The 20,253-nt window shown below is 38.2% G+C and carries 19 protein-coding genes; 5 read left to right on the top strand and 14 right to left on the bottom strand.

Annotated features, from left to right (window positions below):
- Positions 1 to 105 precede the first annotated feature (105 nt).
- Positions 106 to 1,098 carry an acyl-ACP desaturase gene (locus DTA23_RS18290; protein ID WP_112375597.1) on the top strand — a complete coding sequence of 331 codons (993 nt, stop codon included), beginning with the start codon at positions 106 to 108 and terminating at the stop codon, positions 1,096 to 1,098.
- A 72-nt stretch (positions 1,099 to 1,170) separates the two neighbouring features.
- Here DTA23_RS18290 and DTA23_RS18285 read toward each other — a convergent pair whose 3' ends face one another.
- From DTA23_RS18285 to DTA23_RS18250, 8 genes are all read right to left on the bottom strand, one after another.
- Positions 1,171 to 2,700, bottom strand: coding sequence for a peptide MFS transporter (locus DTA23_RS18285; RefSeq protein ID WP_112375596.1), 1,530 nt, complete (start codon positions 2,698 to 2,700; stop codon positions 1,171 to 1,173).
- 54 nt (positions 2,701 to 2,754) lie between these two features.
- Positions 2,755 to 4,527 (bottom strand): peptide MFS transporter, encoded by a 1,773-nt coding sequence (locus tag DTA23_RS18280; protein ID WP_112375595.1) that lies wholly within the window; start codon positions 4,525 to 4,527, stop codon positions 2,755 to 2,757.
- Positions 4,528 to 4,664: 137 nt separating this feature from the next.
- Positions 4,665 to 4,994: a helix-turn-helix domain-containing protein gene (locus DTA23_RS18275; RefSeq protein ID WP_070566095.1), complete on the bottom strand. Its 330-nt coding sequence runs from the start codon at positions 4,992 to 4,994 to the stop codon at positions 4,665 to 4,667.
- Between the two features lie 66 nt (positions 4,995 to 5,060).
- Positions 5,061 to 6,431 (bottom strand): Mur ligase domain-containing protein, encoded by a 1,371-nt coding sequence (locus DTA23_RS18270; protein ID WP_070566097.1) that lies wholly within the window; start codon positions 6,429 to 6,431, stop codon positions 5,061 to 5,063.
- Positions 6,432 to 6,438: 7 nt separating this feature from the next.
- A complete protein-coding gene (gene prmA, locus DTA23_RS18265) occupies positions 6,439 to 7,278 on the bottom strand; it encodes a 50S ribosomal protein L11 methyltransferase (RefSeq protein WP_112375594.1) in 840 nt (279 codons plus the stop codon).
- Positions 7,279 to 7,287: 9 nt separating this feature from the next.
- Complete coding sequence (gene tpiA / locus DTA23_RS18260; protein WP_070566100.1) at positions 7,288 to 8,055, bottom strand: triose-phosphate isomerase; 768 nt, start codon at positions 8,053 to 8,055, stop codon at positions 7,288 to 7,290.
- Positions 8,056 to 8,066: 11 nt separating this feature from the next.
- Positions 8,067 to 9,233 carry a putative sugar nucleotidyl transferase gene (locus DTA23_RS18255; RefSeq protein ID WP_112375593.1) on the bottom strand — a complete coding sequence of 389 codons (1,167 nt, stop codon included), beginning with the start codon at positions 9,231 to 9,233 and terminating at the stop codon, positions 8,067 to 8,069.
- 78 nt (positions 9,234 to 9,311) lie between these two features.
- On the bottom strand, positions 9,312 to 9,560 hold the full coding sequence (locus DTA23_RS18250; RefSeq protein ID WP_046671774.1) for a type B 50S ribosomal protein L31: 249 nt from the start codon (positions 9,558 to 9,560) through the stop codon (positions 9,312 to 9,314).
- Positions 9,561 to 9,785: 225 nt separating this feature from the next.
- On the opposite strand from DTA23_RS18250, the gene DTA23_RS18245 reads away from it, so the two are divergent.
- On the top strand, positions 9,786 to 10,124 hold the full coding sequence (locus DTA23_RS18245) for a DUF2853 family protein (protein ID WP_046671775.1): 339 nt from the start codon (positions 9,786 to 9,788) through the stop codon (positions 10,122 to 10,124).
- Positions 10,125 to 10,148: 24 nt separating this feature from the next.
- Here the strand turns inward: DTA23_RS18245 and DTA23_RS18240 are convergent, their stop codons facing one another.
- Together DTA23_RS18240 and DTA23_RS18235 are read right to left on the bottom strand one after the other, a co-directional pair.
- Positions 10,149 to 10,793: a carbohydrate-binding family 9-like protein gene (locus DTA23_RS18240; RefSeq protein WP_146753115.1), complete on the bottom strand. Its 645-nt coding sequence runs from the start codon at positions 10,791 to 10,793 to the stop codon at positions 10,149 to 10,151.
- Positions 10,794 to 10,872: 79 nt separating this feature from the next.
- The gene (locus DTA23_RS18235) at positions 10,873 to 11,979 is read right to left on the bottom strand and encodes a phosphotransferase enzyme family protein (RefSeq protein ID WP_046671777.1); all 1,107 of its coding nucleotides are present in this window, start codon (positions 11,977 to 11,979) and stop codon (positions 10,873 to 10,875) included.
- Between the two features lie 230 nt (positions 11,980 to 12,209).
- Here DTA23_RS18235 and DTA23_RS18230 point away from each other — a divergent pair, with 230 nt between their 5' ends.
- The 3 genes from DTA23_RS18230 (at position 12,210) to DTA23_RS18225 (ending at position 14,996) form a co-directional block, all read left to right on the top strand.
- A complete protein-coding gene (locus DTA23_RS18230) occupies positions 12,210 to 13,556 on the top strand; it encodes a Gfo/Idh/MocA family protein (protein ID WP_112375591.1) in 1,347 nt (448 codons plus the stop codon).
- Between the two features lie 146 nt (positions 13,557 to 13,702).
- Positions 13,703 to 13,939, top strand: coding sequence for a CNNM domain-containing protein (locus DTA23_RS29410; protein ID WP_256604266.1), 237 nt, complete (start codon positions 13,703 to 13,705; stop codon positions 13,937 to 13,939).
- Between the two features lies 1 nt (position 13,940).
- A complete protein-coding gene (locus tag DTA23_RS18225) occupies positions 13,941 to 14,996 on the top strand; it encodes a hemolysin family protein (protein ID WP_370445159.1) in 1,056 nt (351 codons plus the stop codon).
- A 76-nt stretch (positions 14,997 to 15,072) separates the two neighbouring features.
- Here DTA23_RS18225 and DTA23_RS18220 read toward each other — a convergent pair whose 3' ends face one another.
- From DTA23_RS18220 to DTA23_RS18205, 4 genes are all read right to left on the bottom strand, one after another.
- Complete coding sequence (locus DTA23_RS18220; protein ID WP_046671780.1) at positions 15,073 to 16,662, bottom strand: peptide MFS transporter; 1,590 nt, start codon at positions 16,660 to 16,662, stop codon at positions 15,073 to 15,075.
- 83 nt (positions 16,663 to 16,745) lie between these two features.
- Positions 16,746 to 18,320: a peptide MFS transporter gene (locus DTA23_RS18215; protein WP_112375590.1), complete on the bottom strand. Its 1,575-nt coding sequence runs from the start codon at positions 18,318 to 18,320 to the stop codon at positions 16,746 to 16,748.
- A 274-nt stretch (positions 18,321 to 18,594) separates the two neighbouring features.
- Entirely contained in the window at positions 18,595 to 19,485 is an 891-nt protein-coding gene (locus DTA23_RS18210; protein WP_046672364.1) for a TIM barrel protein, read from the bottom strand.
- Between the two features lie 22 nt (positions 19,486 to 19,507).
- A complete protein-coding gene (locus DTA23_RS18205) occupies positions 19,508 to 20,236 on the bottom strand; it encodes a (Fe-S)-binding protein (protein WP_070566110.1) in 729 nt (242 codons plus the stop codon).
- Positions 20,237 to 20,253: the final 17 nt, after the last annotated feature.

Below are 20,253 nucleotides of genomic sequence, written 5' to 3'. Positions count from 1 at the left end.
CGGTTTTCCAAGGTATCCTCAGCCAAAAAAGTAATTTTTGGCATTTTAAACAATTATAATTAGCTTTTATAATTTATTGATGCTATTTAGTACCTTTGTAATGATATGCAAGAATTACCTCTAAATTTACCGGAAGGCTCACGTAAAGAAGTGATGACCTATTTGGAACCGTTCATGCTCAATGAGATGAGCGAATACCTGAAGCCTGTTGAAGAGATGTGGCAACCTGCCGATTTTCTTCCAGATTCTTCTAGGGACACTTTTTTTGAGGAAGTAAAAGAGTTGCAGGAAAGTGCAAAAGAGCTCTCTTATGATTTGGTCGCAGTATTGGTTGGAGACACCATCACCGAAGAGGCCCTTCCAACGTACGAATCGTGGTTGACCATGGTAGAAGACGTTGACAAAAACGAGCAAGGTGGATGGATGAAATGGGTACGCGCTTGGACGGCTGAAGAAAACCGTCACGGTGACCTATTGAACAAATACCTTTATTTGTCGGGTAGAATAGACATGCGCCAATTTGAAATGTCTACACAATATCTTATTCAAGACGGTTTTGATATTGGTACTGGTGCAGACCCTTACCGGAATTTTATTTATACTTCATTTCAGGAATTAGCGACCAACGTTTCCCATCGTCGTGTATCTGGGCTTTCCAAAAAAAGCGGCGATAAACTTTTGGCAAAAATGTGTGGGGTCATCGCATCTGATGAGGCACGTCATGCTAAAGCTTATATGTCTTTTATTTCAAAAGCAATCACCGTAGACCCGAGTGAAGTCATGATTGCATTTGAGGATATGATGCGTAAAAAAATCGTTATGCCGGCCCAGTTCTTAAGAGAAGCCGGTGAGCCCCAAGGAGAGGCATTTGCACATTTCTCGGACGCAGCCCAACGATTGGGAGTATATACTGCTTTGGACTACGTGGATATCTTGAAAGAGCTGAACAGTGAATGGAAAATAGATCAAGTTACTGGCCTGAATGATAAAGGTGAGAAAGCGAGAGATTATCTACTAAAACTACCAGATCGTTTGGCTAGACTGGCTGATCGGATGAAGGTTCCAGAAAAAGATTATAAATTCAAATGGATTTATTAATATAAAAAAAGCTTGATTTAATAATCAAGCTTTTTTTATATTAATAACTTTAATGTTTCAAAGTTGCGCACTTTACTTTACATTCCCCATCAATTTACGTACAACAGGAGATAAGGCTATAAGCACCACACCAGCAATCAAAGAATATAAGCCCAATTGTTTATAACTCTCCGTATAAGTCACCAGTTTATCCGCCAATGAACTTCCTTCCTTAGCTTCAGCCATACTAGCACCAATCAAGCCTGCTACGTATTGACCGTAAGCACTTGCCAAAAACCACATACCCATCATGATACCTTGTAATCTTGCTGGAGACAATTTCGTCATAATGGAAAGACCAATTGGTGATAGACAAAGCTCCCCAACGGTAATCACAAGCAGTGCAAGAGTAAAGACATCCAATGAGGTCATACCATCGTGAGCAAATAAACGCGTAGCAAATAGGACATAATAACCTAATCCCAAGAAAACAAAGCCAAGACCAAACTTAATAATGGTATTTGGCTCAAGTTTACGTTTGCCCAGCCAAATCCAAAAAAGACCAAAAAGAGGTGCTAATGCAATAATAAATAATGCTCCACCTGAATTGTTAACGCCATTTGGATCGAGCGTAATAACGCCCAATAAGGAATCATTCAAATGCTTAGCAGCAAAGATGCTTAAGGAACCGCCACTTTGCTCATATATACCCCAAAAAATAATCGAGAAAAGGATAAACACCAGCGCCGCAATTAATTTATTCCGCTCTTCAGCAGTCACTTTAGACATTTCATAAAAAAGATATAACAGCGTCAATGGGCCGATCGTGTACATAAAATAGTCTGTATACTGCGTTTTTGACACCATGATCTGAATAATAGGGATAAAAATCAACGTGGCAATATATACGGCATATTCTACCCATTTCGGTAATGCTTTCGTCTTTACTATGGCCTCAGGATCCCCAGGTTGAAGTCCAATTGGTCCTAAATGCCTTTTGGTAAAGTGAAAATTCACTAAACTAACCAACATGCCTACCGCCGCCAAACCAAAAGCAACATTCCAGCGATGTCCCTCAGAAATAATTGACGTCAGCATATATCCTTTACCGATCGCAACACAGATATATCCGCCTAAGAATGCGCCTAAATTTATTCCCGCATAAAACAAGGAAAAGCCGCCATCACGACGAACATCACCTTTTTTATACAGCTCGCCTACCATCGTCGATATGTTGGGTTTAAAGAAACCCGTACCTATAATGATAAATGATAAACCAAAAAAGAAATATTTATGTGGATCTGCTGCAAGAAATAAGCTTCCTACGATCATCAATAAGCCACCCCAGAATAAAGACTTTCTGAAACCAAGAATTTTGTCTGCAAACAGCCCTCCTATGAATGTAAACGCATATACAAATGCTTGTGTCGCTCCATACTGTAAATTGGCATCCTTTTCAGCAAAGTTTAGCTGTGTGATCATAAAGAACACCAACATCCCGCGCATACCATAGAAACAGAATCTTTCCCACATCTCGGAAAAAAACAAACTCCAGATTTGCTTTGGGTACTTCCCGTCAAAATTTTGAATCTCTTCTAGCGATTCCCTTGTACTAACCTCCATACTAATTTATATTAATCAAAAAAGCTTCTTTCGCAAAAGAAGCTTATATATTTGTTATTTAATTCCGTGCATCAATCGTTTAATCAATGGATTAAACAGCATTACTAACAGGCCTGCTAAGGCAGGAATTGCTGTAAATAAGAAGAAGAAATAACTCAAGGAGTGCTCCTCTTGAATTGTTTCCACTTGTCCTCCTAATACCGCTGCAACCTTCTGTGCAATAGCAATCGCCAAATACCATATTCCAAACATAAATGCGAGCATGCGAGCCGGCACCAATTTGGATACGTAAGAAAGACCTACCGGTGAAATAAATAATTCACCCAATGTATGGAACAAATAGGTCAGCACCAAAAATACCATCGAGATTTTAGCCCCTTGGCTTATCCCCATAGATCCCAACCCGATAATAAAAAATCCTATCGCAACCAAAATCAAACCAAAGCCATATTTAAAGGCTGCCGATGGGTTATATTTGGACTCCCAAATTTTGGATACCGAGGAGGCAAGTGCAATGATAAAAAATGAGTTTAGGATCGAAAACCAGGAGACTTTAATTTCTGATGCTTCTTTATTGAATTCATTGTACAACATCCAGATTACTGCTCCCCAGATCAACCCAAAACAGATAAACAATACGATATTTGAAATGGCAATTTTGTTCCAGGTTACTTTTGCCAATTTAATCAGAACCCAAGAGATAATCGAAAGCGGTACAATCGTCAATAAACCATTTACCACATTAAAGGTCGTCAATGCAGCACCAGTAAGTGATCTATCAATATTATCTCTAGCCACAAGAACCAACGAAGTTGCCCCCTGCTCAAAGCTCATAAAAAAGAAGACCAAGAAAAACGCTAGCAACACGACCGCAAACATCCGATCCCTTACAACCTTATCATAACGCAAAATCCGTGTCACAATAAGATATATGAAGAGAATTAACGCCACAATAACCATAATATATTGACCTCTAAGAAACGGTGTATCCAAACCAGAAAACACATCAACAATACCATTCTTAGACAAAGGGTCATTGAAAGCATATACGAAACCGATAATAGAAACTATCGCGATCAATACATAATCCCGTATGGTAAATGGATTTCTGGTATCGGTATCCTCAGCGATAACTTTATGTTCCCCAGAGGTAGATTTAGTTAATACACCAAGATTTCCCATGAGCGGTTTTGCGAAAACAAACTGCAGTGTTCCCAAAAGCATAAAGATACCAGCCAAGCCGAATCCCCAATGCCAACCATACGTTTCGGCTATATATCCACATAGCATCATGCCAAAGAAAGCACCAGCATTGACCCCCATGTAGAATATGGTATAAGCTCCATCTTTTTTCTCTGGTAGATCTTTATACATTTCACCTAAGATAGAAGGCATATTGGGTTTGAAAAAACCTGTTCCAATAACTAAACAGATCAAACCCAGAAAAAACATAATGGAAGTATCAAAGGCCATGGCAGCATGTCCAAGCGTCATAATCGCCGAACCGATGATCACAGCTTTCCGTGATCCAATATATTTATCCGCTATAATCCCTCCTAGAATAGGAGTTAAATAGAGCATCATGGCATAGGTTCCATAAAGTGCTCCCGCTTGTTGTGCAGTCCAGGACCATCCCGAGAAAGGACTACCTTGAATAACTGCAGCAGTTAAAAACTGCATTAAGAGTACACGCATCCCGTAGAACGAAAAACGTTCCCACATTTCAGTAAAGAAAAGGACAAAGAGTCCTGAACGCTGTCCCAATACATTTGACTTAAAAAAATCAGTCGACGGGCTATTCGTTATATCCCCGTTTAATCTCCCCATAAATAATCAACCTTTATTTTTTGATAAAATACTTACAAAGAAACAAAAACAAAATCACTTTTGACCAAAATAAAGTTGCATAAACAAAAAAAGGCAACCCATTTGGATTGCCTTTTCGGTAACATTTTTAATATGCCTTATCTTTTGTGCAATTGCTCATAAAGATCAATAACCTTTTTCTGCAATTCAATTACTTCGCCATCGCGTTGTTGTAATTTTTGCGTCAAAGCATTCACCTCGTTTACATATTCTTTATCTTCTTCAGAATCTGAAGTAGATAAAAGTTGAACAACTGTCAAATTGAATAATTTTGAGATTTGATTCAGGCGAGACAAATTCACATCTGTAATCCCTGTTTCAATTTTAGAAAATGCTGGGATTGAGATATCCAATCGTTTTGCAACATCCTCTTGACTCCACCCCTTTTGGTGTCTAAGTAATCTGATTTTTTTTCCTAATGCATTCATCTGGTAGATATTTTAAACAAAAATAATAAATTACAATTTAATTTACATTAAATTATAATTTTTTCTCTAAAAATCTCTAAAAAACCGATCAGCGAGCACAGACAAATTAACCCCATTATAATTATTTAAACTCATAAGAAGTAAATTGTAACCTTTTGATTTGACACCATCTAAAAATGAATAGAGCCCATCCAAACTCACAACAACCTCTAAATCAGGGTTATTAAAATTATTCTTAATATTATTGGGGACACTTTCGATATCTTTATTAAGTTCTTTACAGGAATTTATATTCACGTAGACCACAGAGACATCCGACTCTTTCATTGAGTTTGCATATTGTAACAAAAACGATGAATCTAAACTATCATACGAGTTTAATTCGATAATTGTAACCAATTTCTGATTAGGAAATTGCTCTTTCACGGCGTGAATACTTGACTTCACTTTATCCGCATTACAGGCATAATCCTGATAAACCACAGATCCTTCCGAGCTTGCAACAAACTCTAAATAACGAATCGAAGTATTAAAACTTTTTATGGCCTCAAAGAACTCTTTCTTTTTGATCCCCAACCATTCGCAGATCGTATACGCCCCAGCAATATTAGATAGGTTGTGCTTACCAAACACTTGCAATGGAACGTCGCCATCCGGTGTATTGATGTAAGTCACCCCCTTATTAATTGTATAATCAGGAATCTTATAGCCATGTCTATTGATCTTACAATCTTTTGTATCTTGAAGAACCTTCTGTAACACAACATCTTCCTTATTATAAATTAAGGTACCTTTAGGCGGAATTGAGTCAATAAAATCTTCAAATTGTTTAATATATTCCTCTTGAGATATTTTCGAGTTAAACTCATTCCATACAATACCCGAAATTAACGCTATATTCGGTTTATAATACAAAAATTTGGACTTCGGATCAATCTTAGATGAAACATATTCATCTCCTTCGATAATAATAATCTTATTATGCTTAGTAATATCGACCAACTTATCAAAGCCTCTTAATTGAGCTCCTACCAAATAGTCAAATTCTTTTCCTAGAAATCGCATAACATGCATCACCATGCTCGTTATGGTTGTCTTACCGTAACTTCCAGCGATAACCACCCGGATTTTATCCTGCGAAAGCTCTTGTATAAATTCTGGAAAAGAATAAATTTTAAGACCTAATTCCTGGGCCCGCTTTAATTCAGGATTATCTGCCTGGGCATGAGCGCCCAAGATCACAGCATCAATATCCTCCGTCACTTTTTCTTCAAACCACCCCAATTGATTAGGAAGCAATCCTGCTTCAATCAAATGAGAACGGGAGGGCTCTACGATCTGATCGTCAGAACCGGTCACTTGATGCCCTTGTTTTGCCAATGAAATAGCAAGGTTATGCATCACACTACCACCTATTGCTATAAAATGAATCCGCATAGCTAAATTATCGCTTCACAAACTTGGCTGCACACCAATTATTTAAAACTTTATTGGAGATAAACTCAAAACCCAATGTGGTCGCCGCATCGCTTAAGATTGCTAAATCTTCCTGCTCATAGAAACCACTTAGGTACAGCTCACCCCCTGTACGAATGCTCAAGGCATACTGAGGTAATTGTTCTAAAAGAATGTTACGGTTAATATTTGCCAAAATCACATCAAAGACCCGACCGTCCAAAACTTCGTAAGATCCACAGAGCGCTTCGATATGCTCAACATGATTGAGTGCCCTATTTTCGATTACACTTTCAACACATATCTCATCATAATCCACAGCCAATACAGCTTTCGCGCCTTTTTTTGATGCTAAAATGGCCAGTATCCCTGTACCGCAGCCCATGTCCAAAACCTGCTTGCCCATAAAATCATTCTCCAAAATATACTGAAGCATCATCGAAGTTGTTTGATGATGGCCGGTGCCAAAAGACATCTTCGGATCTATAATGATTTCATAGGGAAACTCAGGTTTGGCCTCATGAAAAGTTGCACGCACATAGCATTGCCCTCCTACCTCTATTGGGTTGAAATTGCTTTCCCACAATTTATTCCAATTCTGATTTTCTATTTCCTGTATCTTATAATCGACCTCCAGGCCTTCATAAGGTTGAAGCATCAGTGTTTCTAATGCTTGCAAGTCAAGATTTGCAGCTGAAATATAAGCTGCAAATCCAGATTCGGTATCCTCAAAAGTATCAAAGCCAATATCAGCCAAATCAGATATCAACAAATCCTTCTGCCATTCTTCACCTGATCGCATTTGAAAGATAACCTCTACGTATTTCATTTCTAAAAATTAGCCGTTAAATACTTTAGCGATATCAATAAAATCTCTCGATTTTAAAGAAGCACCTCCAATCAAACCACCATCGATGTCGGCTTGAGCAAACAAATCTTTTGCATTACCTGGATTACAAGACCCTCCATATAGAATACTTGTATTATCAGCAATCTCCTGACCATATTGATCAGCTAACACCTCACGAATAAATTTATGAACCTCCTGTGCTTGCTCAGGGCTAGCTGTCAAGCCAGTACCAATTGCCCAAACTGGTTCATATGCCAACACCACAGCTGCAAAAGCTTCTTTAGACAAGTGGAACAATCCATCTGTCAATTGTGTTTTGATCACATCAAAGAAAGCTCCAGATTCGCGTTCCTCTCTTGTTTCTCCAATACAGAATATTGGGGTTAAATCATGCTTTAATGCAATATCCACTTTAGATGCCAACAATGCATCAGTTTCACCAAAATAAGCACGTCTTTCAGAGTGACCTAAAATAACATGTGAAGCACCTACTGATTTTACTTGTGAAGCCGAAATCTCACCTGTATAAGCACCCGACTCCGCTTGGTGAATATTCTGAGCACCAATATTTACATTCGCGACATTTTTAGACAGTTGCCCAAGACTTGACAAATGAATAAATGGACTACAAACAACCAATTCCTGGTTTCCAATCACTTCATCTTTGGCCATATTGATAATTTCAGAAAACAAGCTCAATCCTGATTGATAGTCTAAATTCATTTTCCAATTACCAGCTACGATTTTTTTACGCATGATTTTACGATTTAATTATATTTTTTGTTAAGTTGATTCAATTTATCTTTAATCTGCTCCGTGAGCTCTTCCCCTTTTGATGCATACAGCGTCTCCAGATATGCCATAAACTTATCAAATTCATAAGTCTGAGCACCTCCGTCAAACACCCAAGCAAATGACGGTACAAATTTAGCATAAAAACTTGTATCTGCTAGCATGCTTGCAATTCCAATTACTGTTCCTGTATTTAAAGCCGAATTGATGCCAAGGCGAGTATAGTCTCCAATAAAGGCACCGCATTTTAAAAGACCTGTATCCCGAACACTATCTAATGCATAATCGTAAATTGAAACAGTCTTTAAGTTATTCTTCAAATTGGAATTAGAGGTACCAGCTCCTAAATTACACCAATCTCCTATTACCGAGCACCCTAGATAACCATGATGCCCCTTGGCCGAAAAATCACCAATGACCGAATTCCCGATCTCTCCCCCAATAACACTCTGCTTCCCTACCGAAACATTCCCATAAATCGTAGCGCCCATTTTTACAACGGCTCCTTTACCAAGATATAATGGACCACGCAAATGCGCGCCCTCCATAATTGTAACATCTTCATCGATATATATGGGACCTTGTAGGGTATTGAGCGTAGCACATTCCATGCTAACACGATCAGCCACATAAAGATCATTACCTAACAATTGATTTGTTCCAGATATACTGAACGACTGAACACCTTGTACCAGATGATTGAAATCATGTGTTATTTCAGTCCCTGTGAGCAAAAATAGATCTTCTATCCCTTTTAATAGATCAACGGATATATCAACCTCTTGCACACGATAAGAGTCTATATGTGTATAACAACAAGCTAAAACGTATCCGTCCTGTACAAGGACCTCTCCGACACGCAATCGCTGTAGAAGCTGTAATAAGGCTACTGACGGAATAACGTTCTCAGACACCCATATAAGCCCCTCCTTATCCGCATCGTTGGCAACATAGTGTACATCAAATTTTAAAGCTAATTTTGCCCATTTCTCCCGTAAAGTCAGTATACCAACCCGAAGGTCCAAACAAGATTTCACGAAAGTAAATGGATAAAGACTCTTTCTATCAAAAGTAGTTAATGGGGTGCTAAGCTTATCCAACAATTGGATCGAATCAAAGCAATCTGTAAAGAAGATTTTCACAAATTAAAAATAACAAAAAAAACCCGACAAATTATATTTATCGAGTTCTTAATATTGTAATATACAGATCTGCTACAATTATTTTTTGTTGTAACGGTTACGGAATTTGTCGATACGACCAGCAGTATCAACCAATTTCATTTTACCTGTATAGAAAGGGTGTGATGTATGAGAAATCTCTAATTTTACAACTGGATACTCATTTCCGTCTTCCCATGTAATAGTCTCTTTTGTATCAACACAAGATTTTGTAATAAAAGCATAGTCATTTGACATATCTTTAAATACAACTAATCTGTAATTTGAAGGATGCAAATCTTTTTTCATTATTATTATGATTACGTATATTCAATTATTGAGGTGCAAAGATAACTTATAAAAATGTAACTTACAACAATTACGAAGAATAATTAGTTGAAATTTTCCACATTTTAGTTAACAGCACTTATCAAGGGCACAAATGTAACAATCTTTATCCTAACCAAAGAATAATTTTGTTTATCGACTTTTTTACCTAACTTAACTTACTACAATTAAATCACTTACATAATTATGAGCAAATTAGATGAAAAAATTGCTGCATATGTTGCAGAATCAAAAAAGCTAGGCTTATCATTAGATGAAGCATTTATTGCAAAAGTAACAAAAGGAATAGGACCTTCCATTTACAATGCAGACTCGGAAACCATTGCTGCATCAGATCCCGAAGAACTTAACCGTGTCAAACAAAACTTTTTGATCAAAAAATTAGGCCTAAAAGATGGCCCTGATTTAGACAAGGCACTAGAGGAAGTGATTACCGCTATTGGCAAATCCAATAAAAATAAATACCGTGTATTAGTATATGCTTTATTGGCAAAGAAATTCAAAAAAGAATCTGTTTACCAATAAGCATCACCTTTTTTCACTCAACTCCTAACCAAAGACCATTTCTCCAAAAAACTCAGGGAGATGGAAATTAGGAGTTGGGTTTTCTATTTTATTCCAAGATATAAAATGTGGTTGTTTGAGATGATCACCACATTTGTAAAAATTCCCATGTATCCGTTTACCTTTCAGGTCTACAACATCGTCAAACTGAAATACAGCAAGTGGAATGACCTCAATCATACTCCATCGCTTATCGGAACCATTACGCTCAATTAAAGAGTAAGTACGCACCTGTTCTATTGTTGTACTATCCAATCGATTTCTATTTGCCTTTTCGGCCGGACCATAACCGATCAAGCCTGTTCCAATTAGATTAAATTCCAGGTTATAATAATGTTCGCGTCCATCAAAAGAAATAAAGAACTCAACACAGCTATCTTCCCATACATTTTGATTTGTTTCGGAATAATTACCCCGAAGTTGTTCTTCGACGACATCATATTGCAACACAAGATACTCCTGGGTATAGCCAATCTTAAATTGTACCTGAGGTTTATACGGGAAAGATTCGCTCCAGTTATTAAACTCCAGCGAATGCGATTCAAAATTGCTCAAGAGCTTCGACAAAGTATGATAATCAAGTGTATGGGCCAGCTCCGCTGCGATAGGCAAAATGGTTAGTTTTTTCATTCGAATATTTTTTTTACAGAAAAAAGAAGCTTCATCTACGCGATGGAAGCTTCTCAATATGATTAAAGGTATAAAATTGTTAAATGCAATCAAAAACTACCTTCCGCATAAATGCTTCATTCTTTTCCATCTCTTCAACCAATTTCAATTGCGTATTTGTACGCACCAGATTATGGTCATCATATTTAGTCTTGTAGTAATGATCTCCTTCCAAATAGTCCGTTAAGAAACGTACTCCTTGCATATAGGGCAATAAGAAGGCCCCATCGACTAATGTTTCTTTCTCTAAAGTTGTCAAGAAGTCATTAGCTTCCTCCAAATAACCTTCGGCATAGGCCTTATATAAGGCAAGATTTAGCAGAATTTTCGAAACATCCATCTCATCTTCGGCAACAGGGTTAATAATCGTCCGAATCGCATCTCCAAAATCGTATGCCACATAGCCTGGCATAACTGTATCCAAATCGATCACACATTGCATCTTATCGTGGCGATCTAAGAGCACATTATTAAACTTGGTATCATTATGTGTAATGCGCAGTGGAAGTTCCCCCTTGTTACCAAGTTCAAGAATGGTTTTCATTCGATCTTCACGACTAAAGATAAAATCCAATTTGTCCTTTACCGACGCTACACGTTGGCACACATCTTTAGCGATTGCTTTTCGAAGATTTTCAAGTCTAAACTCTATATTATGAAAGTTGGGAAGTACTTCAACGATCAACGAAGCATCTAAATCCGACAGCTGTTTTTGAAACAACCCAAAAGCACGGCCACCTTCGGCTGCTTGGACTTCAGTCTCTACAATATCATAGCTTTTCGTATCCTCTATGAGAATAAACATGCGCCAATAATTATCCTGACTATCTTTTATATATAATTCCCCACCTTTTGTAGGAACAATTGTCAATACATGATCGCTGATTCTTTTTCCTTCAGCGACTTTAACTTTTTTGCTAAGATGCTTGGTGACAATCTCAATATTATGCATTAATCCATCCACGTTCGGAAAAACATGGTGATTAATACGTTGCAATAAATGCGATATACCGCTATCTACAGTAGTAACTACACGATAGGTATCATTGATATGACCAGAACCAAACGGTTGCACTGAAATGATATCTCCTTCTAATGTGAATTGTTTTGCTGCGCTCTCTACTACTAATTGGTTAAAATCAGACATTAAACTATGTTTTTTAAATCATCAATGTGCTTGCAATATCACAAATTGAATTAATAAATGATAATTTTTATTTCAATCAAACGTTTGCATGAAATTTAATAAAATTAAGCAAACGTTTGCACTTTCATTTATCCCAAATGAAATAATATATTTGTTAATAGTACCCAGTCTCAAAGACTGTTTTCAAACAAGTAAATAACTAATATACAAACTCCTTATATCTCAAAACAATGGATAGAAGAAATTTCATAAAATCGACTGCCATCACTACAGCTGGAATCGGTGTCCTTTCAAGTACAGAATTATTTGCCCAAACAAATGGCAAGATAAAAATCGGTTTTATTGGTGTGGGTCTTAGAGGACGTAATCACGTTCAAATTGCCCTAAACAGAGATGATTTAGAAATTGTGGCTGTCTGTGACACCCAAGAAGAATCTCTAGCACAATGCCGTAAACAATTCAACGCAAAAGGCACCAAACTTCCAAAAGAATATACTGGTGGCGTTGATGCTTACAAAAAGATGTTAAGCAATGAAAAATTAGATGCTGTCATTATTGCAACACCTTGGCAATTCCACAAAAACCAAGCTATTGACGCAATGAAAGCTGGACTATACGTAGGTTGCGAGGTTATAGCAGGTCTAACGCTACAAGATCACTGGGATATTGTGAAAGTATCCGAAGAAACCGGAAAGCCTTACATGACCCTAGAAAATGTGGCATTCCGTCGTGACGTACTTGCTGTATTGAATATGCACAGACAAGGGCTATTTGGTGAATTGTTGCACCTGGAAGGCGGTTATCAACACGATTTACGCGAAGTATTATTCAATGACGGAAAAGCGTATTATGGCCATGGCGTTGAATATGGCCCGAAAGCGATTTCTGAGGCACAATGGCGTACACAGTTCAATATCGATCAAGATGGTGATCTATATCCTACCCACGGTTTAGGTCCAATTATGCAATTTGCAGATATCAACAAGGGCAACAGATTCACCCATATCACTTCGTACTCAAGTAAAGCCCGTGGATTGGCAGCCTATGTCAATAAAGTTTCCTCAGGACACCCCAACGGTAAGATCAATTACAAAAATGGTGATATCACACAAACGATGTTACAATGTGCAAATGGAGAAACCATGTTATTAACGCATGATACACACTTGCCAAGACCTTACTCTATCGGCTTCCGCGTACAAGGAACAGATGGTATTTGGATGGATGTTGCAAAAGGTATTCACATCGAGGGTAAATCCAAACCACACACGTGGGATTCTGCAGATGAATGGGTAAAGAAATACGATCACCCAATCTGGCAAAAATATGAAGCGGTAGCAAATGGTTCTGGTCATGGTGGCATGGACTGGTTTGTATTCAATGCGTTCATTCAGGCAGTAAAACAAAAGGTACAGACGCCAATTGACGTATATGATTCAGTAACCATGAGTGCTGTATTCCCATTATCTACCGAGTCTATTGCAAAAGGAAATAAAACGTTGGAATTCCCTGATTTCACAAAAGGAAAATGGAAAACCAAGAAAAATACTTTTATGTTAGATGACAGTGGAATGTAATTGAAAAAACATTCTTATTATTATAAAAGCCGTATTGAAAGATATACGGCTTTTTTTATGGATGCTTGACATAATCATAATAATCCTACTTTTTAGCTAGTCTTTTCCGTAAATTAGCACTAGCAAACAAACTTTTTCAACTCATTATGCTTACCGAAGCAATTATTATTTTAGTCCTGATTATTCTAAACGGAATACTATCGGCATCAGAAATATCCATCGTATCCAGCAGAAAGGCAAGGCTACAGGCTGAAAGCGATAAAAACAATGCGGCAGCCAAAATAGCGCTAAACCTAAAAGAATCGCCCAACAACTTTCTATCCACTGTACAAATAGGCATTACCCTTATCGGCATTCTAACCGGTTTTTTTTTCTGGTGGTAGTATTTCCACATATCTAGTCGGCATATTTAATAAATGTAGTATTATAGCCCCCTATAGCGAACAGCTCGCTGTAATCATTGTCGTCTTTATCATCACCTACTTTTCGTTGGTGCTTGGTGAATTAGTCCCCAAACGTATCGGTATGGCTATTCCGGAGAAGTATGCCATGCTAATCGCTTACCCGATGAACCTGCTCAGCAAAATCGTACGACCATTTGTATGGCTACTCAGTATGTCGACAGAGTTTATTGTCAAAATACTCAATATCAAGAGTAGCGGCAATAGTGTCACGGAAGAAGAAATTAAGGCGCTAGTAGACGAAGGTGTCGACAGTGGTGTCATCGAAGGTATTGAGCACGATATCGTCGACCGTCTATTGAGTTTAGGAGACAAAAAGGCGGTCAACCTAATGACTCACCGCAAAAACATTGTTTTTTTGGATCTGGAAGATTCTTTTGAAGAAAACAGAAAGATCATACTGGACAACGATCATTCCATCTACCCGGTCTGTGAAGGTGGACTCGACAATATTAAAGGTGTTGTTCATGTAAAGTCCTTACTACGACAATGCCTCCAAAACGAACCATTTGATCTAAGAACGCTCATGTTACCCATCAAATTTGTGAACGAATTTAGCTCATCTTATAGCATCATGAATACCCTGCGCACCTCCAGTATACATCAGGCGGTTGTCATTGATGAATATGGTTCGCCACAGGGAATTATTACGTTACGGGATATCGTTGGCGATTTGGTAGGTAACATCACAGAAAGCGACCTAAGTGCCCGACCGACAATACGTCAATTGGAAAACGGCGATTATGTTGTCGACGGACAATATCAGATCGAGGACCTTTTGGATGAATTTGAAATCGGTCTTTCTGAGGAAGACGAAGATGAGATCAACAATGTAACTACCGTAGGAGGCCTAGTGTTCCTAAGATTAGATCACGTGCCCGAAGAAGGCGAACGTGTCCGATTTAAAAATCTAGTTTTCGAAGTGCTTGATATGGATGGCCACCGCATCGATAAACTACTTTTGAAAGTGGAGGAATAAAAGAATATAAAAAGCGGTTGGTTGATCGATGTACTGATCAGCCAACCGCTTTTATATGCTCACGTTCTACAACAATTTAGTTGATGCCGTGCATCATTTTTTTCAATAAGGGGTTAAAGATGATCAACAACAATGCAGTAACTCCCGGAACTATTGCAAATATCATAAAGAAGTAAGACATCGAATGTTCTTCTGTAATGCGATCAATGTATGACCCTAAAAATCCACCGATAAAATTGGCAATAGCCGAAGCACAGAACCAACAACCGAAAAGAAGTCCCAAAAATTTCTTTGGAGAAAGCTTACTCACATAAGACAAACCAACAGGTGACAAACAAAGCTCTCCTGCAGAATGGAAAAAATAGGCGATTACAAGCCAAATCATACTGACCGAGGCTGTCTTGGCACCTTGGGGAATTTCACTCGCCCCATAAGCCAATGCTGCAAATCCAATACCTACTAATATTAAGCCCAATGCAAACTTAACAGGACCAGACGGGTTCCATATTTTTTCCCAGAATTTACTAAATGACGATGCCAGTGAAATGATAAAAAATGCATTCAAAATCTGAAACCATGAAGCGCCGACTTCTGATCCAGTTATTCCTATTTCTCTAAAGACTTTCCAAAGTCCTAAGCACCAAATTATACCAAACGAAATACCAGTAAATAAAATCGTTAATGGATATTGTTTATATATCTTTCTAGCCAATGCTGTTAAAACAATTGTGACTATAACAATAGGCACAATGGTCAAAATAGTATCAATCCATTTAAATGTCACCGCCGAACTTCCAGACAGAACCCTTTGCGTATAGTCCTTGGCAAAGATTGACATCGATCCTCCTGCCTGTTCAAAAGACAGAAAGAAAACTACACTAGCCAACATAAATATGGTGACGACGATCAATCTATCTCGGACAACATGTGCTGGAATGACCTCTTCCTCTTCTTCGTGATTCTTGATCTTTTTTTCATGGTAAGCCTGAAGTGCTTTAGGAGAATCTCCGATGATACCAAATATCTTTTGTCCAAAATAGAATTGCAACATACCAAAGAACATAAACACTCCAGCAAGTCCGAATCCATAATGCCAACCGATCTTCTCACCAATGTAACCACATAATAGCATTCCTAAAAATGATCCGGCATTGATTCCCATATAAAATATGGTATAACCAGCGTCCTTTTTAGGACTTTGATCTGGGTAGAGATTTCCCACCATGGAAGAAATATTAGGTTTAAACATCCCGTTTCCTAGGATCATTAAGACAAGACCTAGATAAAAGAAATTTGAATTTACGCCCTCAAATGCCATAGACAAATGCCCCAAGGTCATGACCAAAGCACCGATCAAAATTGCCTTTTTAAAACCGGTTAGCTTATCCGCTATCATTCCACCGATTAATGGTGTCAAATAGACGAAACCAGTATACAAACCGTAAAGTTTCATGGCCCGTTCATTACTCCATTCCCATCCTCCATCAGCAATGGAACTTATTAAAAATAAGGTCAACAATGCCCGCATACCGTAGTAGCTAAACCGCTCCCACATCTCTGTAAAGAATAGCACAAATAATCCGGCAGGATGTCCATTTACCATCTTGTCATCGATCCCCTGCTTAGCAAGATGCGCTACAAGAACTTGATCTTTTTCTTGATTCATATAATTTCAATAATTGTTTTATAACTCAGGTTTTGTTTTTATTTTGATAAAAATCGCTTGAAGATACACTATTTTTCTATGAATTAATCAATTCCATGCATCATCTTTTTTATTTTTTTGTTGCCTAGAATAAGAAATACAGCAGCCACCATAGGGATCACTGTAAAAACAGCAAAGAAGTAAGACATCGAATGAGATTCAGTAATCTTATCAATATACGACCCAATAAAGCCCCCTATAAAATTAGCTATGGCATTGGCACAAAACCAAAAACCAAACAATAACCCCAGGAATTTTTTGGGCGATAGTTTACTGACATAAGAAAGGCCAACCGGACCAATACACAATTCGCCCACTGTATGAAAAAAGTATGCCAATACCAGCCATATCATACTAACAGAGGCCGTCCTTGCACCGGTAGGAATCTCGGAGCTTCCAATAGATAGTGCCGCAAAGCCAACTCCAACCAGTGTCAGTCCCATTGCAAACTTAATTGGACCAGAAGGATTCCATACTTTCTCCCAGATCTTACTAAATGATGTAGCCAGCGTAATGATAAAGAAAGAATTTAACATCGGAAACCAGGATACAGTAACTTCCGAATTCATACCATAATATTCCCGATAAACCTTCCAAAGACACAAGGACCAGATGATCACAAAAGAAATGCTCGAAAAAAGTATAATCATCGGGTATTTGCGTATGATTTTCTTCGCTAAAACAAACAATACCCCAGTAATTACCACAATCGGCAAAACCGTCAATGCAGCGTCGAACCATTTAAATAAAACCGCCACGTCACCACTCAATACCCGCTGTGTATAATTTTTTGCAAAGATCGTCATCGAGCCACCCGCTTGTTCAAAAGCTAAATGGAAGACAATACTTGACAACATAAAAATGGCTATTACAAGCAAACGATCACGCACAATATGTTGCGGATTTTCTTCTTGACCCGCTGCAATATCGGTTAGCTCTTCTTGTTTCTCGGGTGTATTGCCAATCTTTCCAAAGATGCGCTGCGCAAAATAAAATTGCAACATTCCCAAAAACATAAATATTCCGGCAAGCCCAAAACCATAATGCCAGCCGATCTTCTCACCAATATAGCCGCATAGCATCATACCCAAAAATGCCCCTCCATTGATACCCATATAAAAAATGGTATACCCCGCATCCTTTTTACCGCCTTTATCTGGATATAATTTTCCTACCATCGAAGAAATATTGGGTTTGAACAGACCATTTCCCAAAACAATCAGCACCAACCCTGCCAAAAAAAAGCTTTTATTAAATCCCTCTAAAGCCATAGCGATATGCCCGAGAGTCATAATTACAGCCCCCACCATAATGGATTTTTTATATCCTGTAAGACGGTCGGCTATAATCCCGCCGAACAAGGGCGTTAAAAACACCATCCCGGTGTACAAACCGTAAAGCTTCATCGCTTCGGAGTTGGTCCAGCCCCATCCTTGTTGGGCGATGGTAGAAACTAGAAAATTCACCAACAGCGCCCGCATGCCATAGTAGCTAAAACGCTCCCACATCTCTGTGAAGAATAATACGAACAAGCCGGCTGGATGCCCTTGTACCAATACATGTTCCGCCCCTACTTTTTGCAAGTGGGTTTCAAGAACAGCATTTTTTTCAAAATTCATGTTTTTTTAGTCGTTATTTTTCAAAATAAGGTAGTGCGATTTCCATTTATAAGTATACCATCAGTAAATGGAAAAATCCGATGGTCCTCTACACCAAGAAAGTAGTGATTCACTCATCTTCATATACTCAAGCAAGATAGTGAAGATTTTAATAGGTTTCTAACAAATGGACTTCAGTTTTTTTAGTTGTTGCATCCGAGCAACACATCAATTAAAACCTATTTAACTATTCGAGTTCTTTCCATTGACAGAAAAGAACTCGAATAGTTAAATTTTAAATCAAAGGACGCAAACGTTCCAATAATTTTTTAGTAGCAAAAATACCCTCTTCCTCACTCAACTTACTTCCCTCATATTCAATCCCCACATAACCTTTGAATTTTGCTTTTTTAACAATCTTCAACATACGCTCATAGTCAATTTGCGTTTCATTACCATTGGCATCAAAATCATGTGTTTTGGCACTCACACCATGCGCATAAGGCATTAAATCCGTTACACCTTGGTAACGATCATACTCATAGAAATTACCAAGATCGGGTAAACTTCCACAATATTTACTACCCACTGCTTTTAATGTATTGGCCAACCAGTCACCATGCGAAGAGATACCACCATGGTTTTCTACAATTATGCTAATGCCCGCTTTTTTACCGATATCAGATAGTGTTGTTAAACTTTCAACAACACGCTTACTCACTTCCTCAGGCGTTCCTTTTCCAGCCGCATTGACACGAATGGCATGACAACCTAAGAAATTAGCTGCAGAAATCCACTTATAATGGTTTTGCACAGCTTGTTTTCTCTTTGTTTCATCTTCGTCACCGAGATTTCCTTCACCATCAATCATAATGAGTACATTACGTACACCATTATCTTTCGCGCGCATATTTAGCTCAGTAAGGTAATTATTATCATTAGCCTTATCCTTAAAAAATTGATTCACATATTCCACCCCATAGATACCGTATTTTTTGGCAGCCAATACTGGAAAATCCAAATTGTTCAAATCTCCCTTAAACAAGGATTTATGCAATGACCATTCAGCCAAGGAAATGTCAAACCAATCTTTCTTTGCTGCCGCAAAACTCTCCAAAGAGGGAGCTAATGCTATACCAGCAGATGCTAGCGCAAGGTTTTTAAGAAAATCTCTTCTTGAATTCATGTGTTTAGATTTAATGTGTTATTTAAATATTTCCCCAGCCAGTGGTCAACACATCAACGAGGTGCATCGTCTGAATGGGTAATTTATGTTTATCGATATAAGATTGAAGCTGTAGCAAACAAGATGAATCAGTGGAAATAATATAATCCGCATTCAGATCAAGTGCATTGCGCACTTTTTGCTCAGCCATTGCCGCGGATATTCCTTCGAATTTAACGGCAAAACTTCCCCCAAACCCACAACATGTCTCGCTATCTTTCACCTCCACCATCTCCAAACCTAAGACCTTACTCAATAATTTCCGTGGTTCCTCTTTAATTTTGCACTCTCGCAAAGCCGAGCAAGAATCATGGTATACCGCAACACCCTCCAATTCAGCTCCAAAATACTCTTTTTTTAGCACGTTTACTAAAAAATCAGAGATTTCCATCACCTGTTGTTGTATTTTATGACATTGATGGGAATCTGCCGAATTTGCGAATAAATCATTATAAGCATGTCGTACCATACCAGTACAGGACGCCGAAGGAGAAATAATCACATGATCTCCCGAGAAGTCACCTAAAAACTTCCGTCCGACCTGTTTCGCATCATCCCAAAATCCAGCATTATAGGCCGGCTGGCCACAGCATGTCTGCTCAGGATTATAGACGACCTCGCAACCGACTTTTTCTAATAAACGAACCGTATTAAAAGCGGTTTCAGGGTAAAGCTGATCTATAAAACAAGGAACAAAAAGTTCTACTTTCATATGCAATTCAATCAATA

The organism is Sphingobacterium multivorum (assembly GCF_900457465.1).
In the GTDB taxonomy this organism is placed as follows: domain Bacteria; phylum Bacteroidota; class Bacteroidia; order Sphingobacteriales; family Sphingobacteriaceae; genus Sphingobacterium; species Sphingobacterium multivorum.
This window is presented reverse-complemented; position numbering and strand designations above follow the sequence as displayed.